This window comes from Clostridium sp. ZBS15 (assembly GCF_023845705.1).
In the GTDB taxonomy this organism is placed as follows: domain Bacteria; phylum Bacillota; class Clostridia; order Clostridiales; family Clostridiaceae; genus Clostridium; species Clostridium aquiflavi.
Genome location: NZ_JAMQHY010000040.1, coordinates 35,476 through 55,157, shown reverse-complemented (window position 1 = coordinate 55,157; position 19,682 = coordinate 35,476). Strand labels below are relative to the sequence as shown.

Here is a 19,682-nt window from a genome sequence, read left to right as displayed (position 1 = left end):
CTAAATAAAAAAAGTTGTATCATAATTATTATAATTAAACTTGATACAACTCTTTTTAATACTATTTTTTATTTATAAAGTTCTTTTTCAGCATTCCACATATTATAGTATTTGCCACTATTATTAATCAATTCATCATGCTTACCCTGCTCAATAATTTTTCCATCAGACACAACGATTATTTTATCTGCATTTTGAATAATTGAAAGAGTATGAGCAATCATGATAACAGTCTTTTTATTTTTAAGAAGATTGAGAACTGCAGATTTAACAGCTATTTCATTTTCAATATCCAAAGAAGCTGTTGCTTCATCTAAAAGTAATATTGGACTATTTTTAAGAATAGCTCTTGCAATGGATAAACGTTGACGTTCACCACCTGAAAGTTCATTACCATTTTCTCCAACAAATGTATCATATCCATGTTCCATCTTTCTAATAAAACTATCACAGTTTGCTACCTTGCAAGCTTCTATTATTTCAGCATCTGTAGCATTCTGTCTTGCATGGCGAATATTATTTTTAATACTATCATTAAATAAAAATACATCCTGATCTACTATTGATATATAACTTAATACTTTTGAAGAATTAATATTATTTATTACAGTTCCTCCTATTTTAATTTGTCCAGACTGTGGTTCATAATATTTTGCAATCAAATTTAATATTGTTGATTTTCCTGAACCGGACTCTCCAATAATAGCTGTTAACTTTTCATTTTCAGCTTTAAAACTAACATTTTTAAGTATTTTTTCATTTTCTTCATAAGAAAAACATACATTGTCAAAATTTATTTCATGAGTTTTTGGTTCAAAATTTATACTAGATATTTCTTCTTCTTCTTCATCTACTACTCTTTCAATAGCTCTTCTTGAAATCATCATATTTTTATAAGAAGTAAAATCTACAAAAATTGCTGTTATAAGTTTACAGGCAAAAGTTGGTATCATAATTTCCATAATAAAATCAATTACATTTAATGTGCCATTTAATATTGATGATTGTCCTACAAGTATTATAGCTGGCATACAAAGACCAGTAATGACAGCTTGTACAGATCCAATTGGTATTACTTTTGCTTCATATTTATAACTTATATCAGAATACTTTTTCATGGACTTTGTAACTGTTTGATTTTTCGTTCCACCAAGTCCATATGCACGAAATGTTTGTATTCCTGTTATATATTCAACAACATTACTTACATTTTCACTTATAGTATTATTTTTTTCAGTACCATACTTCTTAACAACTCTTGCAGACAAGTATAATGCAGGAAACATTATTAAAGTCGCCACAAATATAATTAACCCGCCCTTAAAATACACACTACCCATAAATATAGTAAGCATACTAAGAAGTGAAATGTTTTTTATTATATCTCCTAATTTATGCGTCAAAATATTCTCATAATTGCTTACATCACTTGTTACTACATTAATATATTCTCCTGTCTTAACCTTGGTAAATTTAGAAAGTGGAATTTTTTTAATCTTATCACCTAAAAATAGCCTGATTTTTTGTGACATCTCTGCCCCTGCTATATGTCCACCCGTATATGCTATAGTATAAATAATTAATCTAAGAACAAATATGCCTATTAGTAAAGTACTATAATTCATAACTAATTCTCTACTTAAGGTTTTACCCACAAGTGATTTTATTAAAAAATATAACACTGCAAAGTTAGTTCCTGACATTAATCCTTCTACAACATTTAATATCATTGAAATATACAATTTCTTATTTTTTTTCATAACATTATTACTACTATTCATTTGAAACACCGCCCTCCATAACGTATGAAATATTACGTGCTTCATTATAATCATGCCATGATTTTTTGTAATATTTATTATTATTTAAAACCTCTTCATGTGTTCCTATAATTTCAATTGTGTTGTTTTCTACTACTGCAACACGATTGCAATTTTGCACTAATCCCAATCGATGTGCTACTATTATTACAGTTTTTCCTTCACAAAGATTGTAAATAGCCTTATCAATTTCAACTTGATTTTCTGGATCTGCTGCTGAGGTTGCTTCATCAAGAATTAAAATAGGAGCATTTTTAAGAATCGCTCTTGCAATGGCTATTCTTTGTTTTTGTCCTCCTGAAAATCTTGATCCATAACCTCCAACAAGTGTATTATATCCATTTGGAAGATTAATAATAAAATCATCTATCTGTGCTTTTTTAGCTGCAGATCTCACTTCTTCTAGTGTTGACTTCTTTCCCATAGCTATATTTTCAAAGACACTTCCTCTACTTAAAAATGTCTTTTGGAAAACAATAGATACATTTTGTAAAAGTGTTTCATAATCAATATCTTTTATATTCTTTTCACCAATTAATATTTCACCCTGATTAATATCATAAAATCTTGCAATAAGCTGTACAATAGTACTTTTTCCATTTCCAGATTTTCCAATCATTGCAATCTTCTCTCCATCTTTTATATTTAAATTTACATTTTTAAGTACATTAGTTTTTCCATCATAAGAGAAATCTACATTTTTAAGTATAATATCATGATTTTTAGGAAACTCTTTTGTACCACCTTTAAACATTGGTATATCTAAAATTTCTTTTATCTTTATTACTCCATTTAAAACTTGTGAAAAATTTGATCCTAATTCAAGCAATGGACGAAGTTCAGTTAAATATAATGATCCAACAAATGCAAATAATATAAATGTACTTGCTGTTATGTTTTCATTAAGTAACATAATTCCTCCAATTGGTGCAATTAAAATCAATCCACATTCGATTATAATTACATACATTGAAAATGGTATTCCCATTTTGCGTGACATCCTTTTCCAAACAGAACGTTGATCTTTAATTGCCTTAGCGTATTTTTCAAATGATTTACTTCCCATATTATAAGCTTTAATTAGTCTCATTCCGCTTATATACTCAATCATTGTTGAATTTAGAGATGCAAGTGAACTGTTCATTTCATCAAGTAAAGTTCCCACTCCACAAAACATAAAACATTGACAAAGTAATGCAATTGGAATTGGAGTCAATGAAATTAATGCTAATTTTAAGTTTACTGTGCAAAGATAAATGAAAACTGCTAATGGTCCACTTGCATACATTACAAGTTCTGGTAAGTGATGTGCTAAAAATAATTCTAGTTTTTCAATGTCCTCATTTAACACTTTCTTAATTTCACCAGTACTTCTTTCATTTAAATGACCTAATGGAATTTTAGCCATATGCTCATTAACCATGCATCTAACTTTAAATAATGTTTTATAAGCACCTTTATGTGACAATATTCCTGATGTCCCGAATGATATACACCTTATTATCACTGAAGCTCCAATAATAACTGCATTTTTAAATATAATTACACTTGAAATATCTTCTTTAAAAACAACATCAATTATATTGTAAATACACAAATATGGAATTATAATACATATTCCACTTATAAATGCACAAAATATAGATGAATATAAATAATATTTATCGCCTTCCGCCCATTTAAATAAAAGTGCTAGCGGCTTTTCTTTTTTTCGTTTCATTATAATTACCTTCCTTTCTTTCTGTAATTAAATGATAATGATATTCATTTAATATTTCTGCTCTTTCTTTTAGGTAATAGCCCGATTGAAAATTTTTTCAAAAATAATAGAGTGCATCAAACTTATTTTGATGCACTCATCTCTTTTCTATATTGTGTTGGTAGAACTCCAAAAGTTTCTCTAAACGCTTTTGCAAATTTACTCCCATTAGAATATCCACATAATAATGAAATTTCTAATATAGGAATCTTCTCATTTGAAATAAGCTCCTTTGCTTTCTTCATTTTATACATTTTACTATATGAAAAAATGGTATAACCATAAATGCTCTTAAATCCTTTTTCTAAATCAGTAGTATTCATTCCAACCATTCTAGAAAGACTTTTTATTGTAATAAACTGATCCACTTTGCTTAAAATAATTTTTCTAGCTTCTTTAATCTTCTCCACAGAAGTTTTAGAAAAATAAATTGTCTCATTTTTCTTATAATCTGTTCCTGATATTAAATATAGAATTAATTCAACTACTTTAATCTTCATAAGATAATTTTTATATTCATCTGGCAATACATAAAGTTCTTTAAAAATATGATGTATACTTTGGTTACCATGAGTTATGATACATCTATCAGAACAAAAAACATTTTTGAAGAAAGTATCTCCTTTAAATTCATTTGTTCCAAGCATAATATTTAGATTTTGTAAAAATTCATCTATATAAATCATAACTCTAATTCCAACAAAATGTTTTAAACTAAAGTCACATGAAATTGCCTTTGTTTGATATCCAAATAAAGATATATCACCATCTGCCATATAAGCATACTTTTCATTCCCAAATTTTATCTCAACTTGTCCTTTTAAACAGTAAGTTATTTCAACACAATTGGTTTCAACATTCATCATATTTTTAATAGGATTTTTTAGCTTTAAATCATTATATATAAGCTCTATTCCAGGCATTACTTTAAAACTTTGCATAGTTCCTTCTCCTGCCTGTGATGCAATTTTATAAATTATAGAATCTTTTTTACATATGCGTTCTCCTATAATTTGTTTAAAAAAATCTTTCTCTAAAGACCTCAAAATGATCCACCTATCACAGTAACTACTGCAAATAACGCACTAAAAATGCCTGTTATAACTAAATCTTTAACTGTTAATCTTTGATTTCTTTTAATAATTGTATTTTGCATGATATACCCCCTTTAAATTTTATTTAATTTACTATTTATCATCAAATTGTATTTAACTAATCTTCTTGTTCAACAATTTTATAATAAGTTTTTGCTGTTATCATATAAACTAATATATAAACTATAGCAAAAGTAATCATTGTTCCTAAAGTACATTGTAATAATATACTTGTATTGCTTATTGCAAATAAAGCTAACATTTTTTTCATTACTTTGAAGGCAAAAACAATATGAATTACAGCTGTAACTAATGGTAAGAAAAATACCATTAATATTTGTTTACTAATAGTCCTTTTAACTTCTTCTTTACTCATACCAACCTTTTGCATTATCTTAAATCTTTCACTATCATCATAGCCTTCTGAAATTTGCTTATAATAGATTATTAAAACTGTAGCCATTGTAAATAATAAACCTAAAAACACACCTATAAATAAGAATCCACCATTAATTGTAAAAAGCTCTTGTCTATCAGTATAAATGCTAGTAAAGTCTCCCTTATACATTTCATTAACCTTACTACTTATATCACTACAAAAATTCATAATATAATTTTTATCACCACTGACATCAAATGAGATGTTATATTTTATACTTTCTAAATCTTCATTAGTCATATCTTTATATATATTTTTTAAAACATCGCTATCCTTTACAACAATATAATAACCTTTTATTATAGCAGTATCTTGTTTATTTACGAATCTCAGACTATTAAGTTCATCTTTTATTTTATATTCCTTTTGCCCAATGTTTATAGATTCTTCATTAAAAGTTCCTTCCTGCGAAAATATTAATACCTCATTATTTTCTAAATAACTATCTTTTCCTTCAATTTGATTGTAATCTTTTAATGTTAACAAAGTTAAACCATATAATCTACTTATATTAGACATATCTTTTTGTGCAACTTCAAAAGCATCGTCATTTTTTATTGTCATCATTTCAATATAATTAAATGTAATCTTATTATCTAAATTTATATTATTATATTTTACTTCTTCATTTATCACATAGTTAATGCTCTCTGCATTTTCATTTGCTCCATTGTCTATAGATATACTTATATCTTGAGGATATTTATCTCTAAGACTATCTTCCTGTCCAACATATAAACATACTGTAGTAGATACTGTTAATAATACTGCTGTACTAAGTATACATATATTAGCAAGTCCTATCGCATTTTGCTTCATTCTATATATCATTCCTGATACTGAAATAAAGTTATTTGTCTTATAAAAAAACTTCTTATTCTTTTTTAATAATTTTAATAAAGCTATACTTCCAGCTCTAAAAGTACTGTATGTTCCAGCCATTACTAAAAGTACAGCTATAAAAAATAATTGAAGTGCTTCTACTGGAGATTTTACTGTAATTGCTATACCATAACCTATCATCAATTCAATAATTCCTGAAATAGCCAAGAATTTTGATGTTTTAGGCACTCTTTCTCCCTTTTCCCCACCTTTTAATAATTCTATAGGATTAGATATTTTAACTTGTATAAAATTCTTAATTAATATAACTATAAAAGTTATATTAAAAATCTTAACCGTAGAAATTATTGCTGGAATTGATATTGAAAAAGATAATGTAACTTTAAATTTCATTAAATTAAGCAATATTAAAAACAATAACTTGCTTATTAGAATTCCACCTATTAATCCTAACACTAAACTTATAACTGCTACTATTAGTGTTTCAAAAAAGAGTACTTTTGCAATATGCTTTTTTTCCATTCCAAGAATATTATAAAGCCCAATTTCTTTTTTTCTACGTTTTATTAAAAAACTATTAGTATAAAATAGAAATATTATAGAAAATATAGCTATTACATATGATGTAAATCCTAATAATGATTTTAATGCATAAGCACCCCTCATTGTGTCTAATCCTTTGTTTAATACCATAGACTTCATAGTATAAAATGTAATTACTGCACAAATTGCCGCTATAATATAAGGAAAATAAGTCTTACCATTCTTCTTCAAATTAGTCAGAGCTAATTTAAAATAAAATGAATTATTCAATTTCAGCACCTCCTGTTGTTAAAACAGTAAGACTGTCTGAAATCTTTTGATACATCTCATCATTATTCATAGCGCCACGATAAATTTGATGAAAAAGCTTTCCATCCTTTATAAATAACACACGACTTGCATGACTAGCTGCTTTAGTGCTATGAGTAACCATTACTATTGTTTGACCTGCTTTATTTATATCTGAAAATAAATCTAATAGTTCAGTAGATGATTTTGAGTCCAATGCTCCTGTTGGTTCATCTGCTAATACTAATTTAGGATTTGTTATAAGTGCTCTTGCCACTGCTGCTCTTTGCTTTTGTCCTCCGGATACTTCATATGGATACTTTTCTAATAAATCTCTAATTCCTAATTTACTAGCAATTGGTTTTAATCTTTCATTCATCTCTTTATATTCTTTTCCTGATAATACTAAAGGTAAAAATATATTATCTTTTAATGAAAATGTATCTAATAAATTAAAATCTTGAAATACAAATCCTAAATGATTTCTACGAAAAGCAGAAATTTCTTTTTCTTTTATATTCACAATATTATTTCCTTCTAATAATACTTCACCATTAGTCGGTTTATCTAATGATGCTAATATATTAAGTAATGTAGTTTTTCCTGAACCTGATTCTCCCATAATAGCAACATATTCTCCCTCTTCCACTGAAAATGAAATATCAGATAATGCCTCTACCTTATTTCCACCAAATCTTGTAGTATATATCTTCTTTAAATTTTTAACTTCTAATAATGCCATTTATTATTACCTCCAAATATTTTTGATGTACCTTATTACAAATTAAGTATAATAAAAAAAGAAATGTACTGCCTTAACCTTGACTTACATTTCTCCTTTTAATCTTACAATTGTGTAAGGTTACTCTATTTCAATATTTTTTCTTGAAAAATCAATAGATACTTTTGTTCCTTTTCCTACTTCTGAAGTAATAAATATTTTATTAGAAAGGTTATTTAAAATTTCTTTACATAAATATAACCCTATTCCCGTAGATTTTTTATTCATTCTGCCATTAAATCCTGTAAATCCTCTTTCAAATACCCTAAATATATCTTCCTCTTCTATTCCAATACCAGTATCTTTAATTATTAAAGTATCTTCTCTTTTCTTATCCATATAAATAGAAATTTTTCCTTCTCTTGTGTATTTTAATGCATTAGATAAAATTTGTTCTAATACAAAACTAAGCCACTTTTCATCAGTAATCACTTTATAATCTATTTGTTCTAAATCTAATGAAATCTTCTTATTTATAAATATCATAGAATGTTTTTTTACTACTTCATGAAAAATATTTTGTAACTCATACTCTTCTAAACGTAAATCACATGACATACTTTCTAATCTAAGATAATGAAGTACCATTTCAACATATTGCTCTATTTTAAATACTTCTTGATCCATAATCTTTTTGTATTTACCAGAATCCATAGATTGCAAAATCATGTGCAATGCAGAAATAGGAGTTTTTATTTGATGAACCCACATTGTATAATAATCTATCATTTCACTACGATTGTTATTAACTTTATGTTCTAACTCTACATTATTTTTATGTAACGCTTTAATAATACTTTGATAGTCTTTTTCTATTAAACTCTTATTTCTAGGTAAATTATCTAACTTTTCTTCTACACCATTGAGAATATCTTTTAAATATATATGCTTATTATAAAACTTATGAAAATCATATACACTAAATAAAAAAGCTAATGTACAAGTTAATAGCATTGAATATAAGACTGGTTCTAATGATATATGATACAAAAGATATACTGTAAAAAATATAAGTATAAATATAAAAAATACCAAAATAGTTTTTAACTTTTCTCTAATATAAGAATATATCATAAATAAAATAGATTCTCTCTTCATATTAATCACCCACTATATATCCAATACCTTTTTTAGTTTTAATAAAATCCTTAAGTTCTATATCTTCTAACTTTTTTCTAAGTCTAGTAACATTAACAGTTAAAGTGTTATCATCAATAAAACTATCACTATTCCAAAGATGCCTCATAATATCGTCACGCGAAACAGTTTTATTTTTATTTTCTAAAAGTATTTGCAGTATCTTAAATTCATTTTTACTTAATTCTATTTTTTTATTATTATATGTAAGAGTTGTATCACCTAAGTTAAGAACAGCTCCATTACTCTCTAAAATATTTGTCTGTCCTTGAAATGAATAAGTTCTTCTAATTAGAGCCTGTACCTTTGCAACTACTACATTTAAATCAAAAGGCTTAGCAATAAAATCGTCTGCCCCCATATTTATAGCCATAATTAAATTCATATTATCACTTGCTGATGATGCAAAAATTATTGGAACTTTAGATATTCTTCTAATCTCTGTACACCAATGAAATCCATTATAAAAAGGTAATGTAATATCTAATATTACTAATTGTGGATCATACTTAATAAAGTCTTCCATAACATTGTTAAAATCAGAAATAATTTCTGCCTCATATCCCCATTTGCATAAATAATTTTTCAAAATACTTGCTATAGTTAGGTCATCTTCTACAATTAATATCTTATACATTATGTCTACTCCTATATCTTAAATTTTTTCTATTATTATTCTGTTAAATGCTCTAACATTTCCTAATTATACCTTATTATTAATAATAAGATAACTCTTTTCTAATCTATTAAGCAATATTAAATAAGAACTAGTAACATTAATCATAATTTAAGTTACTAGTTCTTATATAAGTTATTTATTTTCTTTTCTTTTTAAATATTTTTCCTAATGCTTCAAAACAATTTATAAAATTAATGCTCTCTTTTGCATCTTTTATAGACTGTCTAAATTCTTCATCTCTATAGTTGCATTTTTCTGCTTTATAAACATCTTTCCCATCAATAGAAACAGTAAAATTATATATATTATTCTTTCCATCTATTTTTATTGCTTCACCTTTTCTAAGTTGAATAATCAAATTAAATGTATTTACTTTCTTATTATCTTTTGTAATTTCTTTTTGTTCAGATTTTAGTATTATTCCTATTTTAGCCCTACTTACATAGTGCTCTATATCCTTAATTACTTGTGAATTATATTTATTAAAGTCCATTGTAGCTCCCTCCAATCAATATTCTGTAAGTTATAACCTTTTTACAAATATATTCTGTTAAGTATATTTGTATTACAGATATATGATTTGTTTTAAGAACTATTCTTTTTCTCCTTAGCTGGATATGTATTTATTGCACCTCAAATATACCAGTAAAAGTATTATTCATTCCTAGTAAATACTCTAATGATAAACCATGATTTTTTTCTATATACTATTATTTATACTCTTCTAATGTTTTTAATAAATCTTCAGTATCGAAAGGTTTTTTAATATAGCCTTTCGCTCCTAGTTCTATACATTTATCTTTTACACTTTCATATCCTACTGCTGATATAATAAATACAACTGCTTTAGGATTAATTTTCATCATTTCAGTTAATACATCAATACCATCCATTGTAGATTCAGACATGTTTAAATCCAGAAACACAATATCTGGATTTTCAATGTTAAATATATCTATAGCATCTTCTCTGCCTGATGCCTCAAATATTGTATGGAAACCTCCTTTTTCAATAATATTTTTTACAAACATCCTCATAAAAGATGAATTATCAACAATTAAGATCTTTTTCACATTAAAAACTCCTTTATATATGTTTTTTAATTTCCTAGCAAAGTAAGTCTTTTATTTCACCAAAAAATCTAATACATTCATCTATTTCACGTTTTAAAACTGCTTCCTCCAGTTTTATTGTCATTTCATAAATAGAAATTATTCTTAAATTTCCAGAAGAACCTTTTAATTCATGAGCTAATCCTAATAATATTATTATAATCGAGTACTTTACAATTTTCTTTAGTATTATCTTCTATCATGGTAATTCATATTTTTTTGATCTGTCTACCTTAAAGAGAACATATAATTTTAAATATATCTATACTTTATTTATATATAATTTTTATCTAATTTGTATAGTTATTTTAAAAATAATAGTAATAATATTATCTAAATAAAGAACACTACTAAGGAAAGGATGTGAGATATATATAATGAAAAAATTACTTATTTTTATTTTTATTATTTTTTGTATAATCATAAATACACCTTTAAAAGCCAGTGCATATAAAAGTGAACCAGTTCCTACTGCAAAAATTTACACTGAAGGTATATATCATTTTGATAAAAGTATTGGACAAAAAGTAACATTAAGATTAATCACACCTGAGAAACCAATAACTGTAATAATAATAGAAGATTCAAATGATAAATTAAAATACTATTTTAATCTTAATAATAATATTAATTTGACAAATGTATTCTTAAATATTCCAATAGATAAACATACTGTAATATTAAAAGGTGAAGGTCAACTTTCTCTTACATTTGAAGAATAATTTTTATTAATCTAAAATAAAAAGCCGTTATGGACTAATGATATAACTCATTCCATAACAGCTTATTTTATTTGTATTACAGATATATAATTACTCTTAAAGTATTATTATTTTATCCATCTCTTATTTAATAATTCTTTAAGCATTCTTATATTTTCCTCACCTAAAACATCAGAAATTTCTGTTTCTATACTCTCCTTTAATTCTTTGCTTCTTCTACAATAATCTTTACCTTTCTCTGTTAGATCTGCATATTTATTATTGCTTTCATCTATTACAAATTTTAAGTATCCTCTTAGCTCTAATTTTTTAGCACATTTATACATGGCTTGACGAGATATATTAGCTTGCCTAGCAACTTCAGCAATAGATATCTTACCCATTTCAATTTTAGCTAAAAAAAGTGCTTCAGTATGAGAAATCTCCTCATCTTCTACAGCTTCCCATCTATCTTCCACTTCACGTCTGAGTACAATATGTTTTTCGCTTATTAAATCTATTATATTTAAATTACTCTTCATCATTCTCACCTTATTCTTTATTTTCATATATTGTAACATATATTTTTCTGCATTTCAGATTTAATAAGTACCGCACCAAGTCAACTAAGTTGACACAACGCAGAATAATTGTTATAATTCATTTTGTCAACTTAGTTGACTTTAAAATATTTAATATGGGGGAAAATTTTTATTATGGGACAAACAAAATTACAAAAATTTATTTTTACTTTAATGATGTGCTTCGGTATGGTTTTAGGTATGACCATTTATAATATGCTATTAAATGAAGGCTTTCATAGTCAATTCTTTAATAATCTTTTAAAAGATTTTTGGCTTGGATTTATTGTTGCACTTTTATTAGATGTGCTTATTGTTGGTAAAATTGCAAAACCAATTGCACTAAAAATTGTGAAACCTAATAACGAAACTAAACCAATTAAGGTTATATTAACTATCTCATCATGTATGGTAATAGGTATGGTGCTTTGTATGTCTATGTATGGTGCTATAACAGCTGTTGGCTTTAATAGTGGAGCATTGAAAATTTATCCATTATGTATTATTAGAAACTTTATTATGGCATTACCTCTTAATATGCTTATTGTATCTCCAGTTGTAAGATTATCATTTAATAAAGTATTTTCTAATTAATCAAAAAAGACTATTACCATTTTATAATTAACAATAAATAGTAATAGCCTTTTTTAATTTAACAATCTTTATTCAAAAGGTGAATTTTTAAATGGAATAAAAAATCCTTTAGGATGCACACAAACAGGGCATACTTCTGGTGCTTCTGTTCCTTCATAAATATATCCACAATTAGTACACATCCATTGTTCATTATTAATTTTCTTAAATAGATTACCACTTTCTAATTCATCGGCATATTTTTTGAATCTATTAGAATGAATTTTTTCGATTGAAGCTATCTTATCAAATAATGTTCCAATTTCATCAAATCCTTCTTCTCTTGCAATTTTTGCAAAACCACTATAAATATCATCATGTTCAGCTGCTTCATGCTTTTCTGCTGCTCTTAAAAGAACTAATGTACTTGTTTCTACTTCTGCTGGATATGCTGCTGTTATAGTAATGTCTTCTCCTGAAAATTCTTTTAATCTTTTCATAAATTCTTTTGCATGAGCTTTTTCTTGATTTGCTGTATAGTTAAATAAATCTTGTAAAATAGAATATCCTTCTTTCTTAGCCACTGATGCAGCAATGTTATATCTATTTCTTGCCTGACTTTCTCCCGCAAATGCTCTCATTAAATTTTCTTTAGTTTGACTTTCGTTAAAATTATTCATAAATATATACCTCCTTGTATGATCTAGTTTTAATATTTGATAGAAAACTATTTATCTTTCTAACGAACATTATACTTCTTAATATTTTTAATATTCTTATTATTTGAAGATTAAAAATAATTATTCTTTACTTATGCAATAATAAAAATAAATGTATCAACCAAATTAAAATGAGCCATCTCAGCTAATGATTTGAAAAATCATTCTAAGATAGCTCATTTTATTTTTATTGCTATTTCTTTAACTAAAATTATGCTCTAACTTCAAATACAGATTTTTATGCTGCATCTCTATAATTCTTGACATACTTTCCAAAATCCCATTCTTTTAAGAACTTTTCAGTGCTATCATATCCAGATTTATATAATGCTAAACTCTTTTCTTTTGATAAGTCAAAATCTGTTGTGCTCACTCCAAGTGTTGGTATATCTATTGTTCTAACTAAATCCTTATCTCTAATATAATTATCTTCACTATTATGACTAAAAATGCAAGTGCTTAATACATCATATGAATAGTATAAGAAATTAGTCTTACCTTGTGCTGTATAACTTAACTCATTCTCATCAAGGTTAAATCCAAATGTAGGATATTCTGGTTTACCTTCTGAATCAAATATCCATATAGGATAATTAGATAAAATTCCACCATCCACAATAAAATTAGTACCTTTATCAGTATTTAATTCTACTGGCTTAAAGAAGAATGGAATACTCATGCTCATTCTTACAGCTTTTGATATTTCAAATTCCATAGGATCTATTCCATATTTTTTAAGATCATCAGGCAATATTAACATAGTGCTATTAGTTATATCAGCAGCGATTATTTTTAATCTTGACTTACCATTGACACATACATCCTTAAATTTAGTTTTTGATTTTGCTTTAAGAAGCTTGTGTATCCATTTTTCAAAGTAATCTCCACTATAAAAACCTTTTTCTGTAAATAAATTGTACATATGAGATGCTTTTTCTAATATATTGCCAGTACTTAATATAGATATATTTTTATCTAAGAAATTATTATAATCTGTATTAAGCATAATCTCTTTTACTTCTGCTGCTGTATACCCTACTGCTAAAAGTGCTGATATTATAGCTCCTGCTGATGTTCCTGCACATCTTTCTATTGAATATCCGTTCTCCTCAAGTTTAGCTATGGCTCCTACGAAAGCTACACCTTTTACTCCTCCGCCTTCAAATACAGCATCAAATTTCTTGTTATCATTATTCATATTTATCATCCCTTCTTATAAATTAATTTTATTTTTGAAGATTTTTTCAATCGATTGTGTTGTCTTCTATATACTAAAAGACCTCTTCAATTCAAAATGTAAACTTTAACTTATAAAAATTTAAAATATGAAATGTAATAACTTGTCATTTCTTTTATATATCTTATAAAAACAATAAAAAAATATTTTTTCATTTCTACTTATAATATTGATATAAAGCCAGACCTCAAATTTCCCCACTATATTTACTAAATTCTTTAAATTAAAAAGACCGTATAAATTATTCTATACGGTCATAATTCTCTCTGATTTTATTTTTCATTAATTGCTTTATCATACTCAAAATCTGCATATGCTTTTACTGAAAAACTACTTACTTTACCTGTAAATGGATTAATACCTACCTCTACTTTTTTAGTAGAATCATTTTTATCTTGATAGAAAAGATTCTTTCCTTTTACAAGTATACATTTAGGCGTTTCTATATCACCTAACTTATTTTGCTTAATAAAATCCTCTGCTGTATTTTTTAATTGTTTTTCACTAATTGTTAATGGAACATCTGATTCTTTAGGAATACCTTCACTAACCATTACAAAATCTACTTCCTTTGTATTTTCATTGAAATCAATAGAATAACATTTATCCTCGCTAACGCCAACCCATCCAGCTTGGACCATTCCATGTTTTAATTTTGATACTCTATTTTTAAGTCCATCATCATTTTTTTCAATGTAAGCTATTTCTTTATCATACTCTTCCTTGGAAATCTCCTTATTATCATATAAATCCTTCATTGCTTTTAGTTCCTTTGGCCTTAGTTCATCCAAAGTTTTTTCATTTAATATACATGCACTGAACTTAAAGTTTTCATTTTCTTCAACTGATATGTTGAAACACTTTTTTAAAAGATCTAGAGACTTCTCCTTATAAGCTTCCTCTTCAGCACCACTTACCTCAAAAGCATCTTGAGAAGCTGCTGAAGTATCATCTTTAGTATACACAACATTTTGCTTTACACTCTCTGCAAAAGCTGTTTTTATATTAATTTCATTAAATAAAGCACTAGTAGATGCTACTACTCCCACTGCTACTAATACTGCTGTTAGTTTTTTGGAAAACATAATAATTCCTCCCTATATTCTTGTTTTTCATTTTACTCTAATTGTGTGTAAATACTTACCACTCTTTAATTATAAAATTTAAATGTCCCAGAAGTTTATTTCAAATGTAAAATAGTTGTAAACTTTTATTTATTTTCCTAAAGAGCAATCTCAATCTAGAAACTTATAACAAGAACCTGCTATAAATAATGGACATATCATTGTAATATAAATATTTTAGAATACAGATTAAATTGATTTATCTATAGTTTTAGAAGGTTTATTAAAAATTATGGTTACTTCTGTACCCTTACCTAATTCACTATTTATTTTTATATCTGTATTATGAATTTCAGCTATTTTTTTGCAGATAGAAAGTCCAATACCTGCTCCGTTATTTTTTCTGCTCCTTGCTTTGTCAACTACATAGAAGGGCTGCCATATTTTATCCAAATGTTCTTTAGTCATTCCTGTACCTGAATCCAAAACAGATATAAAAATTTTATCATTTAAAACAGATACTCTTATATATATTTTAGAATCATTCCTAGATGCTTTTATAGCATTTTCCACTAAATTGCATAATGCTATCTTAATTAAATCTTTGTCCACATCTAATATGCAGTCCTCTTCTTCAATAATTAAATCTATATTTTTATCTTTAAACTTAACAAGTAGAGATTTTTTCACTTCATATATTATTGGCATAATTTTTTCAGGTGTTAATTTAATTTCCTGAGTCTTAGCATAAATTAAATCCATCATTTTAAAAGCCATTTGCTCAAGTCTTTTACCCTCTTTGTAAATATAGTCTGCCGATTCAAAAAATAATTTTTCATTATATTTTGATGTTCTTATTAAATTAGCATATCCAATTATAGAAGTTAAAGGTGTCTTAAGCTCATGAGTCAAGTTATTTATGAAAGTTTCCTTTTCAACATTAGATATCTCAAGTTCATTTATTTTATCTTCTATTGTCTGTGCCATCAGGTTAAAGTGATTTGAAAGAACATTAAATTCATCTTTTGATTTTATTCTTAACCTTTCAGAATATTGGCCCAAAGATATTTTTTGAGTAGACTCTATTAACGTATTTATTGGTTTTGTTATCAATCTGCTTATAAAAAACATAAAAACAGCAAAAAGAGAACAGATTAAAACATCCAATTTCATAAAAAGAGCATACTGATTCATTTTTTCAATGTATATGTTTGAAATATCTTTAGCATAATGTATTTTTATTGGAATATTATACACATTAACTAAGCTGCTTACATATAAATACTGCTTTCCATCTAATGTTCGAATAATGTAGTTGGTTTTTCCTACAGAAAGATTTTCTAATTCCTGTTTTTCATCTGAAACAGGAAATTTCACATCTGAATATAATATTTTATTTTGCTGATCTAAAATTTCTATATTTCCATGTTGTCCAGCTTCATCATCAATCAAACTGTTATATTCACTCATTAAAGCACTGATTGACATATTAATGTCAGGAGAAGTGTCTAAATAATAAATTTTTTGCAAAGCCAGAGAATTAATTCTGAATTCTGAAGAAACAAATTTTTGTTCTGCAAGACATTTCTCAACTTCTTTTTCTAATACATCATTATGAAGTTTTTGTATCAATATAAATCCAGCTATGTTTAAAGTAAATATTAGTAACAATAAAGAAAAGAAATATATTTTCTTCCATAACTTCATATCTATTACTCCTCTAATCTGTATCCAATTTTATATACAGTTTTTATTTCATCCGTAAGATCTAGCTTCTTCCTTATTTTTTGAATATGAGTATCTATTGTTCTTGTTTCCCCCATATATTCGTACCCCCATATCTTTTCTAGTAAATATTCCCTTGATAGAGCCATATTTTTATTTTTTGCAAGCAAAACCATGAGTTCAAATTCCTTTAAGGTAAGATCAATTGTCTCATCATCTTTTTTAATAATTCTTTCTTCTTCGTATATTTTCAAATTCTTAAATTCTATACAATTACTATTTTTAGAATATCGCCTTAAAACTATTTCAATCCTTGCCAGTAGTTCAACTGTTTCAAATGGTTTGACAATATAGTCCTCTGCACCAGATTTAAGACCAGTTACCTTATCTGCAAGTCCATTTTTAGCTGTGAGAAATATTACTGGTATATTTAAATCTTTTATTCTTTTCATCAATTCAAAGCCATCCATACCTGGTAGCATAATATCCATAAGTATAAGATCAAAAGATTCTTCTTTTAACAAATTAAAAGCTTCTAATCCATCAAATACTTGCTTGCTTTCATAACCAACCATGCTCAGGTTTATTTTTATTAAATTAGAAATAGCCTCATCGTCTTCTACAATTAAAACATTTATTTTCAACTATATTCCCCCTAGTATAATAAACTAATATTTTTCAGTAAATGTTTGATTTATACTTTCATTATATAACAAAGTTTTTAAAAACATTGCAAAATAGTTGTAAAATGGTTGTAAAATGGATGTAAGATAAATTAATTCATTTGCTGATTATATTTTACTTTTATCTAGTTTTTTAGCTATTTAATCTTACCATTATCAAATAAAAAAGGAATACTCAAAGCTCTTATTGCTCTAAGTATTCCTTTTGATTTCTATTCATTAATTATAATCTATTATATCTTTTTTGATACTTTTTAAGTTCTACAATAAATTCTAAAAATCATGAATTAATCCTAAACTATCTAATTTTTAAAAATTCTTCTTTTAATTCTCTTGTGGCTTTTTCAATATCTTTTTGTGCTATAATAGCCGATACTATAGCTAATCCGTCTATATTTGTTTCCTTAAAATCTTTAACTCGTTCTTTATTTATCCCACCTATTCCAACTACAGGTATTGATACTTTTTTCATTATTTTCTTTAATTCATTCATAGTTGTTGACGTTGCATCTTTCTTAGTTTCAGTTGAATACATTGCTCCAACCCCTATATAATCTGCGCTATCTTTTTGTGCCTTTAAGGCTTCATCTAAATTACCAGCTGAAACTCCAAGAATTTTATCTTCTCCAATTATATTTCTCACAATAGTTGCTGGTAAATCGCTTTGTCCTATATGAATTCCATCTGCATCAACAGCTAAAGCTATATCAACTCTATCATTTATTATTAATGGTATATTGTATTTTTGTGTTATTTTTTTTATTTTTAATGCTGTTTCATAAAAATCATGCGATGAACATTCTTTTTCTCTTAGTTGAACTAATGTAGCTCCTCCAAGTATTGATTGTTCTACAGCCTCCTCTAAAGTTTCAGTGCTCATTAAATCCCTATCTGTAACAAGATAAATACTATAATCTATTTTATTATTCATAAACTCTCCTCATTTCAATAACATATTTTTAAATTCCACAATTGAATTTATTCCTATACTATCAATTTTCAATTCTCACTTCTCAATTAATCTTTACCCTCGCCTTTTCCTTTATAATATTTTCATTCATCATACTAATAGCATCAATAAGTGAAATATGGAAAGTTCCCATTCCTATTCCCTTAGATTTTTCATACGCAATTTCGCCACTTATACTCATTGTTAAAACTGCACATATGGCTGCTATAAAATAATCATCACTCGCTCCAGCAAAAGCTCCACATAATGCACTACTCATGCATCCTGTTCCTGTAACATTAGCAAGCATTTTATGTCCATTAGATAAAATCACATTTCTTTTTCCATCTGAAATAATATCATGTACTCCTGTAATTGCCACAACACAATTTAATTTTTTGGCTAGTTCTTGTGCTACAATCACCTTTTTATCATTTCCCATATTCATATCACGTTCTGAAGCATCAACCCCTTTTGTTTCAGATCTTAATCCACATATAAATTTTATTTCAGAAATATTTCCTCTAATTATATCTACCTTTACTTCACTCAATATCTTCTCTGCACTTTTATTTCTAAAATTAGCGATTCCAGCTCCAACTGGATCAAAAATAACTGGAACATTGTTTTTATTAGCACTCTTTCCTGCAAGAATCATAGCTTCAACCATTTTCTCACTTATAACTCCCATGTTTAAAACTACAGCAGATGAAATACTTGCAATTTCCTCAACTTCCTTAACATAATCAGCCATAGTTGGGGAACCTCCAACTGCTAAAATTACATTTGCACAATCTGTTGCTGTAATATAATTAGTTATACTATGTACTAATGGTTTCTTTGTTCTAACCTCTTCTAACAATCTTCCAACCTTATCTAATATCTCATTAATCATTAATTTCACATCCCCATTTCTTAATCATATTCTATTTTTCAAAATTATGTTTTAATGCTT

At 26.5% G+C, this 19,682-nt stretch carries 19 protein-coding genes; 2 read left to right on the top strand and 17 right to left on the bottom strand.

The genetic code is table 11. The features are described from left to right. Positions 1-68 precede the first annotated feature (68 nt). From NG904_RS12320 to NG904_RS12280, 9 genes are all read right to left on the bottom strand, one after another. A complete protein-coding gene (locus NG904_RS12320) occupies positions 69-1,760 on the bottom strand; it encodes an ABC transporter ATP-binding protein (protein WP_502801462.1) in 1,692 nt (563 codons plus the stop codon). 13 nt (positions 1,761-1,773) lie between these two features. Further along, positions 1,774-3,540, bottom strand: a complete 1,767-nt coding sequence (locus tag NG904_RS12315; protein WP_252231800.1) for an ABC transporter ATP-binding protein — start codon at positions 3,538-3,540, stop codon at positions 1,774-1,776. Positions 3,541-3,662: 122 nt separating this feature from the next. Beyond that, positions 3,663-4,625 carry a helix-turn-helix domain-containing protein gene (locus NG904_RS12310; protein WP_252231799.1) on the bottom strand — a complete coding sequence of 321 codons (963 nt, stop codon included), beginning with the start codon at positions 4,623-4,625 and terminating at the stop codon, positions 3,663-3,665. Between the two features lie 166 nt (positions 4,626-4,791). Next, positions 4,792-6,768, bottom strand: a complete 1,977-nt coding sequence (locus NG904_RS12305; RefSeq protein ID WP_252231798.1) for an FtsX-like permease family protein — start codon at positions 6,766-6,768, stop codon at positions 4,792-4,794. Continuing rightward, positions 6,761-7,528, bottom strand: coding sequence for an ABC transporter ATP-binding protein (locus NG904_RS12300; protein ID WP_252231797.1), 768 nt, complete (start codon positions 7,526-7,528; stop codon positions 6,761-6,763). Before NG904_RS12300 ends, NG904_RS12305 begins: the two co-directional genes overlap by 8 nt. A 120-nt stretch (positions 7,529-7,648) precedes the next feature. Beyond that, positions 7,649-8,665, bottom strand: a complete 1,017-nt coding sequence (locus NG904_RS12295; RefSeq protein WP_252231796.1) for a sensor histidine kinase — start codon at positions 8,663-8,665, stop codon at positions 7,649-7,651. 1 nt (position 8,666) lies between these two features. Further along, complete coding sequence (locus NG904_RS12290; RefSeq protein WP_252231795.1) at positions 8,667-9,341, bottom strand: response regulator transcription factor; 675 nt, start codon at positions 9,339-9,341, stop codon at positions 8,667-8,669. 178 nt (positions 9,342-9,519) lie between these two features. Further along, positions 9,520-9,876 carry a hypothetical protein gene (locus NG904_RS12285; protein ID WP_252231794.1) on the bottom strand — a complete coding sequence of 119 codons (357 nt, stop codon included), beginning with the start codon at positions 9,874-9,876 and terminating at the stop codon, positions 9,520-9,522. A 217-nt stretch (positions 9,877-10,093) separates the two neighbouring features. Next, entirely contained in the window at positions 10,094-10,456 is a 363-nt protein-coding gene (locus tag NG904_RS12280; RefSeq protein WP_252231793.1) for a response regulator, read from the bottom strand. Between the two features lie 416 nt (positions 10,457-10,872). Here NG904_RS12280 and NG904_RS12275 point away from each other — a divergent pair, with 416 nt between their 5' ends. After that, on the top strand, positions 10,873-11,217 hold the full coding sequence (locus NG904_RS12275) for a hypothetical protein (RefSeq protein WP_252211882.1): 345 nt from the start codon (positions 10,873-10,875) through the stop codon (positions 11,215-11,217). A gap of 107 nt (positions 11,218-11,324) precedes the next feature. Here the strand turns inward: NG904_RS12275 and NG904_RS12270 are convergent, their stop codons facing one another. Continuing rightward, complete coding sequence (locus NG904_RS12270; RefSeq protein ID WP_252231792.1) at positions 11,325-11,738, bottom strand: MarR family winged helix-turn-helix transcriptional regulator; 414 nt, start codon at positions 11,736-11,738, stop codon at positions 11,325-11,327. 174 nt (positions 11,739-11,912) lie between these two features. On the opposite strand from NG904_RS12270, the gene NG904_RS12265 reads away from it, so the two are divergent. Continuing rightward, positions 11,913-12,371, top strand: coding sequence for a DUF2798 domain-containing protein (locus NG904_RS12265; RefSeq protein WP_252231791.1), 459 nt, complete (start codon positions 11,913-11,915; stop codon positions 12,369-12,371). A 68-nt stretch (positions 12,372-12,439) separates the two neighbouring features. Here the strand turns inward: NG904_RS12265 and rbr are convergent, their stop codons facing one another. The 7 genes from rbr to thiM form a co-directional block, all read right to left on the bottom strand. Then, on the bottom strand, positions 12,440-13,030 hold the full coding sequence (rbr, locus tag NG904_RS12260; RefSeq protein ID WP_252226574.1) for a rubrerythrin: 591 nt from the start codon (positions 13,028-13,030) through the stop codon (positions 12,440-12,442). Positions 13,031-13,307: 277 nt separating this feature from the next. Next, entirely contained in the window at positions 13,308-14,267 is a 960-nt protein-coding gene (locus tag NG904_RS12255; RefSeq protein ID WP_252231790.1) for a patatin-like phospholipase family protein, read from the bottom strand. Between the two features lie 311 nt (positions 14,268-14,578). After that, positions 14,579-15,391 (bottom strand): hypothetical protein, encoded by an 813-nt coding sequence (locus tag NG904_RS12250; RefSeq protein ID WP_252231789.1) that lies wholly within the window; start codon positions 15,389-15,391, stop codon positions 14,579-14,581. Positions 15,392-15,619: 228 nt separating this feature from the next. Next, positions 15,620-17,077, bottom strand: coding sequence for a sensor histidine kinase (locus tag NG904_RS12245; protein WP_252231788.1), 1,458 nt, complete (start codon positions 17,075-17,077; stop codon positions 15,620-15,622). A 5-nt stretch (positions 17,078-17,082) separates the two neighbouring features. Further along, entirely contained in the window at positions 17,083-17,739 is a 657-nt protein-coding gene (locus NG904_RS12240; protein WP_252231787.1) for a response regulator transcription factor, read from the bottom strand. 337 nt (positions 17,740-18,076) lie between these two features. Next, positions 18,077-18,709 carry a thiamine phosphate synthase gene (gene thiE / locus NG904_RS12235; protein ID WP_252231786.1) on the bottom strand — a complete coding sequence of 211 codons (633 nt, stop codon included), beginning with the start codon at positions 18,707-18,709 and terminating at the stop codon, positions 18,077-18,079. An 82-nt stretch (positions 18,710-18,791) separates the two neighbouring features. Further along, positions 18,792-19,622 carry a hydroxyethylthiazole kinase gene (thiM, locus tag NG904_RS12230; protein WP_252231785.1) on the bottom strand — a complete coding sequence of 277 codons (831 nt, stop codon included), beginning with the start codon at positions 19,620-19,622 and terminating at the stop codon, positions 18,792-18,794. Positions 19,623-19,682 lie beyond the last annotated feature (60 nt).

Coding starts and splice junctions, on each gene's coding strand:
- NG904_RS12320 (WP_502801462.1), bottom strand. CDS start 1,760: ATGAAAAAAAATAAGAAATTGTATATTTCAATGATATTAAATGTTGTA.
- NG904_RS12315 (WP_252231800.1), bottom strand. CDS start 3,540: ATGAAACGAAAAAAAGAAAAGCCGCTAGCACTTTTATTTAAATGGGCG.
- NG904_RS12300 (WP_252231797.1), bottom strand. CDS start 7,528: ATGGCATTATTAGAAGTTAAAAATTTAAAGAAGATATATACTACAAGA.
- NG904_RS12295 (WP_252231796.1), bottom strand. CDS start 8,665: ATGAAGAGAGAATCTATTTTATTTATGATATATTCTTATATTAGAGAA.
- NG904_RS12290 (WP_252231795.1), bottom strand. CDS start 9,341: ATGTATAAGATATTAATTGTAGAAGATGACCTAACTATAGCAAGTATT.
- NG904_RS12285 (WP_252231794.1), bottom strand. CDS start 9,876: ATGGACTTTAATAAATATAATTCACAAGTAATTAAGGATATAGAGCAC.
- NG904_RS12275 (WP_252211882.1), top strand. CDS start 10,873: ATGAAAAAATTACTTATTTTTATTTTTATTATTTTTTGTATAATCATA.
- NG904_RS12270 (WP_252231792.1), bottom strand. CDS start 11,738: ATGAAGAGTAATTTAAATATAATAGATTTAATAAGCGAAAAACATATT.
- NG904_RS12265 (WP_252231791.1), top strand. CDS start 11,913: ATGGGACAAACAAAATTACAAAAATTTATTTTTACTTTAATGATGTGC.
- rbr (WP_252226574.1), bottom strand. CDS start 13,030: ATGAATAATTTTAACGAAAGTCAAACTAAAGAAAATTTAATGAGAGCA.
- NG904_RS12255 (WP_252231790.1), bottom strand. CDS start 14,267: ATGAATAATGATAACAAGAAATTTGATGCTGTATTTGAAGGCGGAGGA.
- NG904_RS12250 (WP_252231789.1), bottom strand. CDS start 15,391: ATGTTTTCCAAAAAACTAACAGCAGTATTAGTAGCAGTGGGAGTAGTA.
- NG904_RS12245 (WP_252231788.1), bottom strand. CDS start 17,077: ATGAAGTTATGGAAGAAAATATATTTCTTTTCTTTATTGTTACTAATA.
- thiE (WP_252231786.1), bottom strand. CDS start 18,709: ATGAATAATAAAATAGATTATAGTATTTATCTTGTTACAGATAGGGAT.
- thiM (WP_252231785.1), bottom strand. CDS start 19,622: ATGATTAATGAGATATTAGATAAGGTTGGAAGATTGTTAGAAGAGGTT.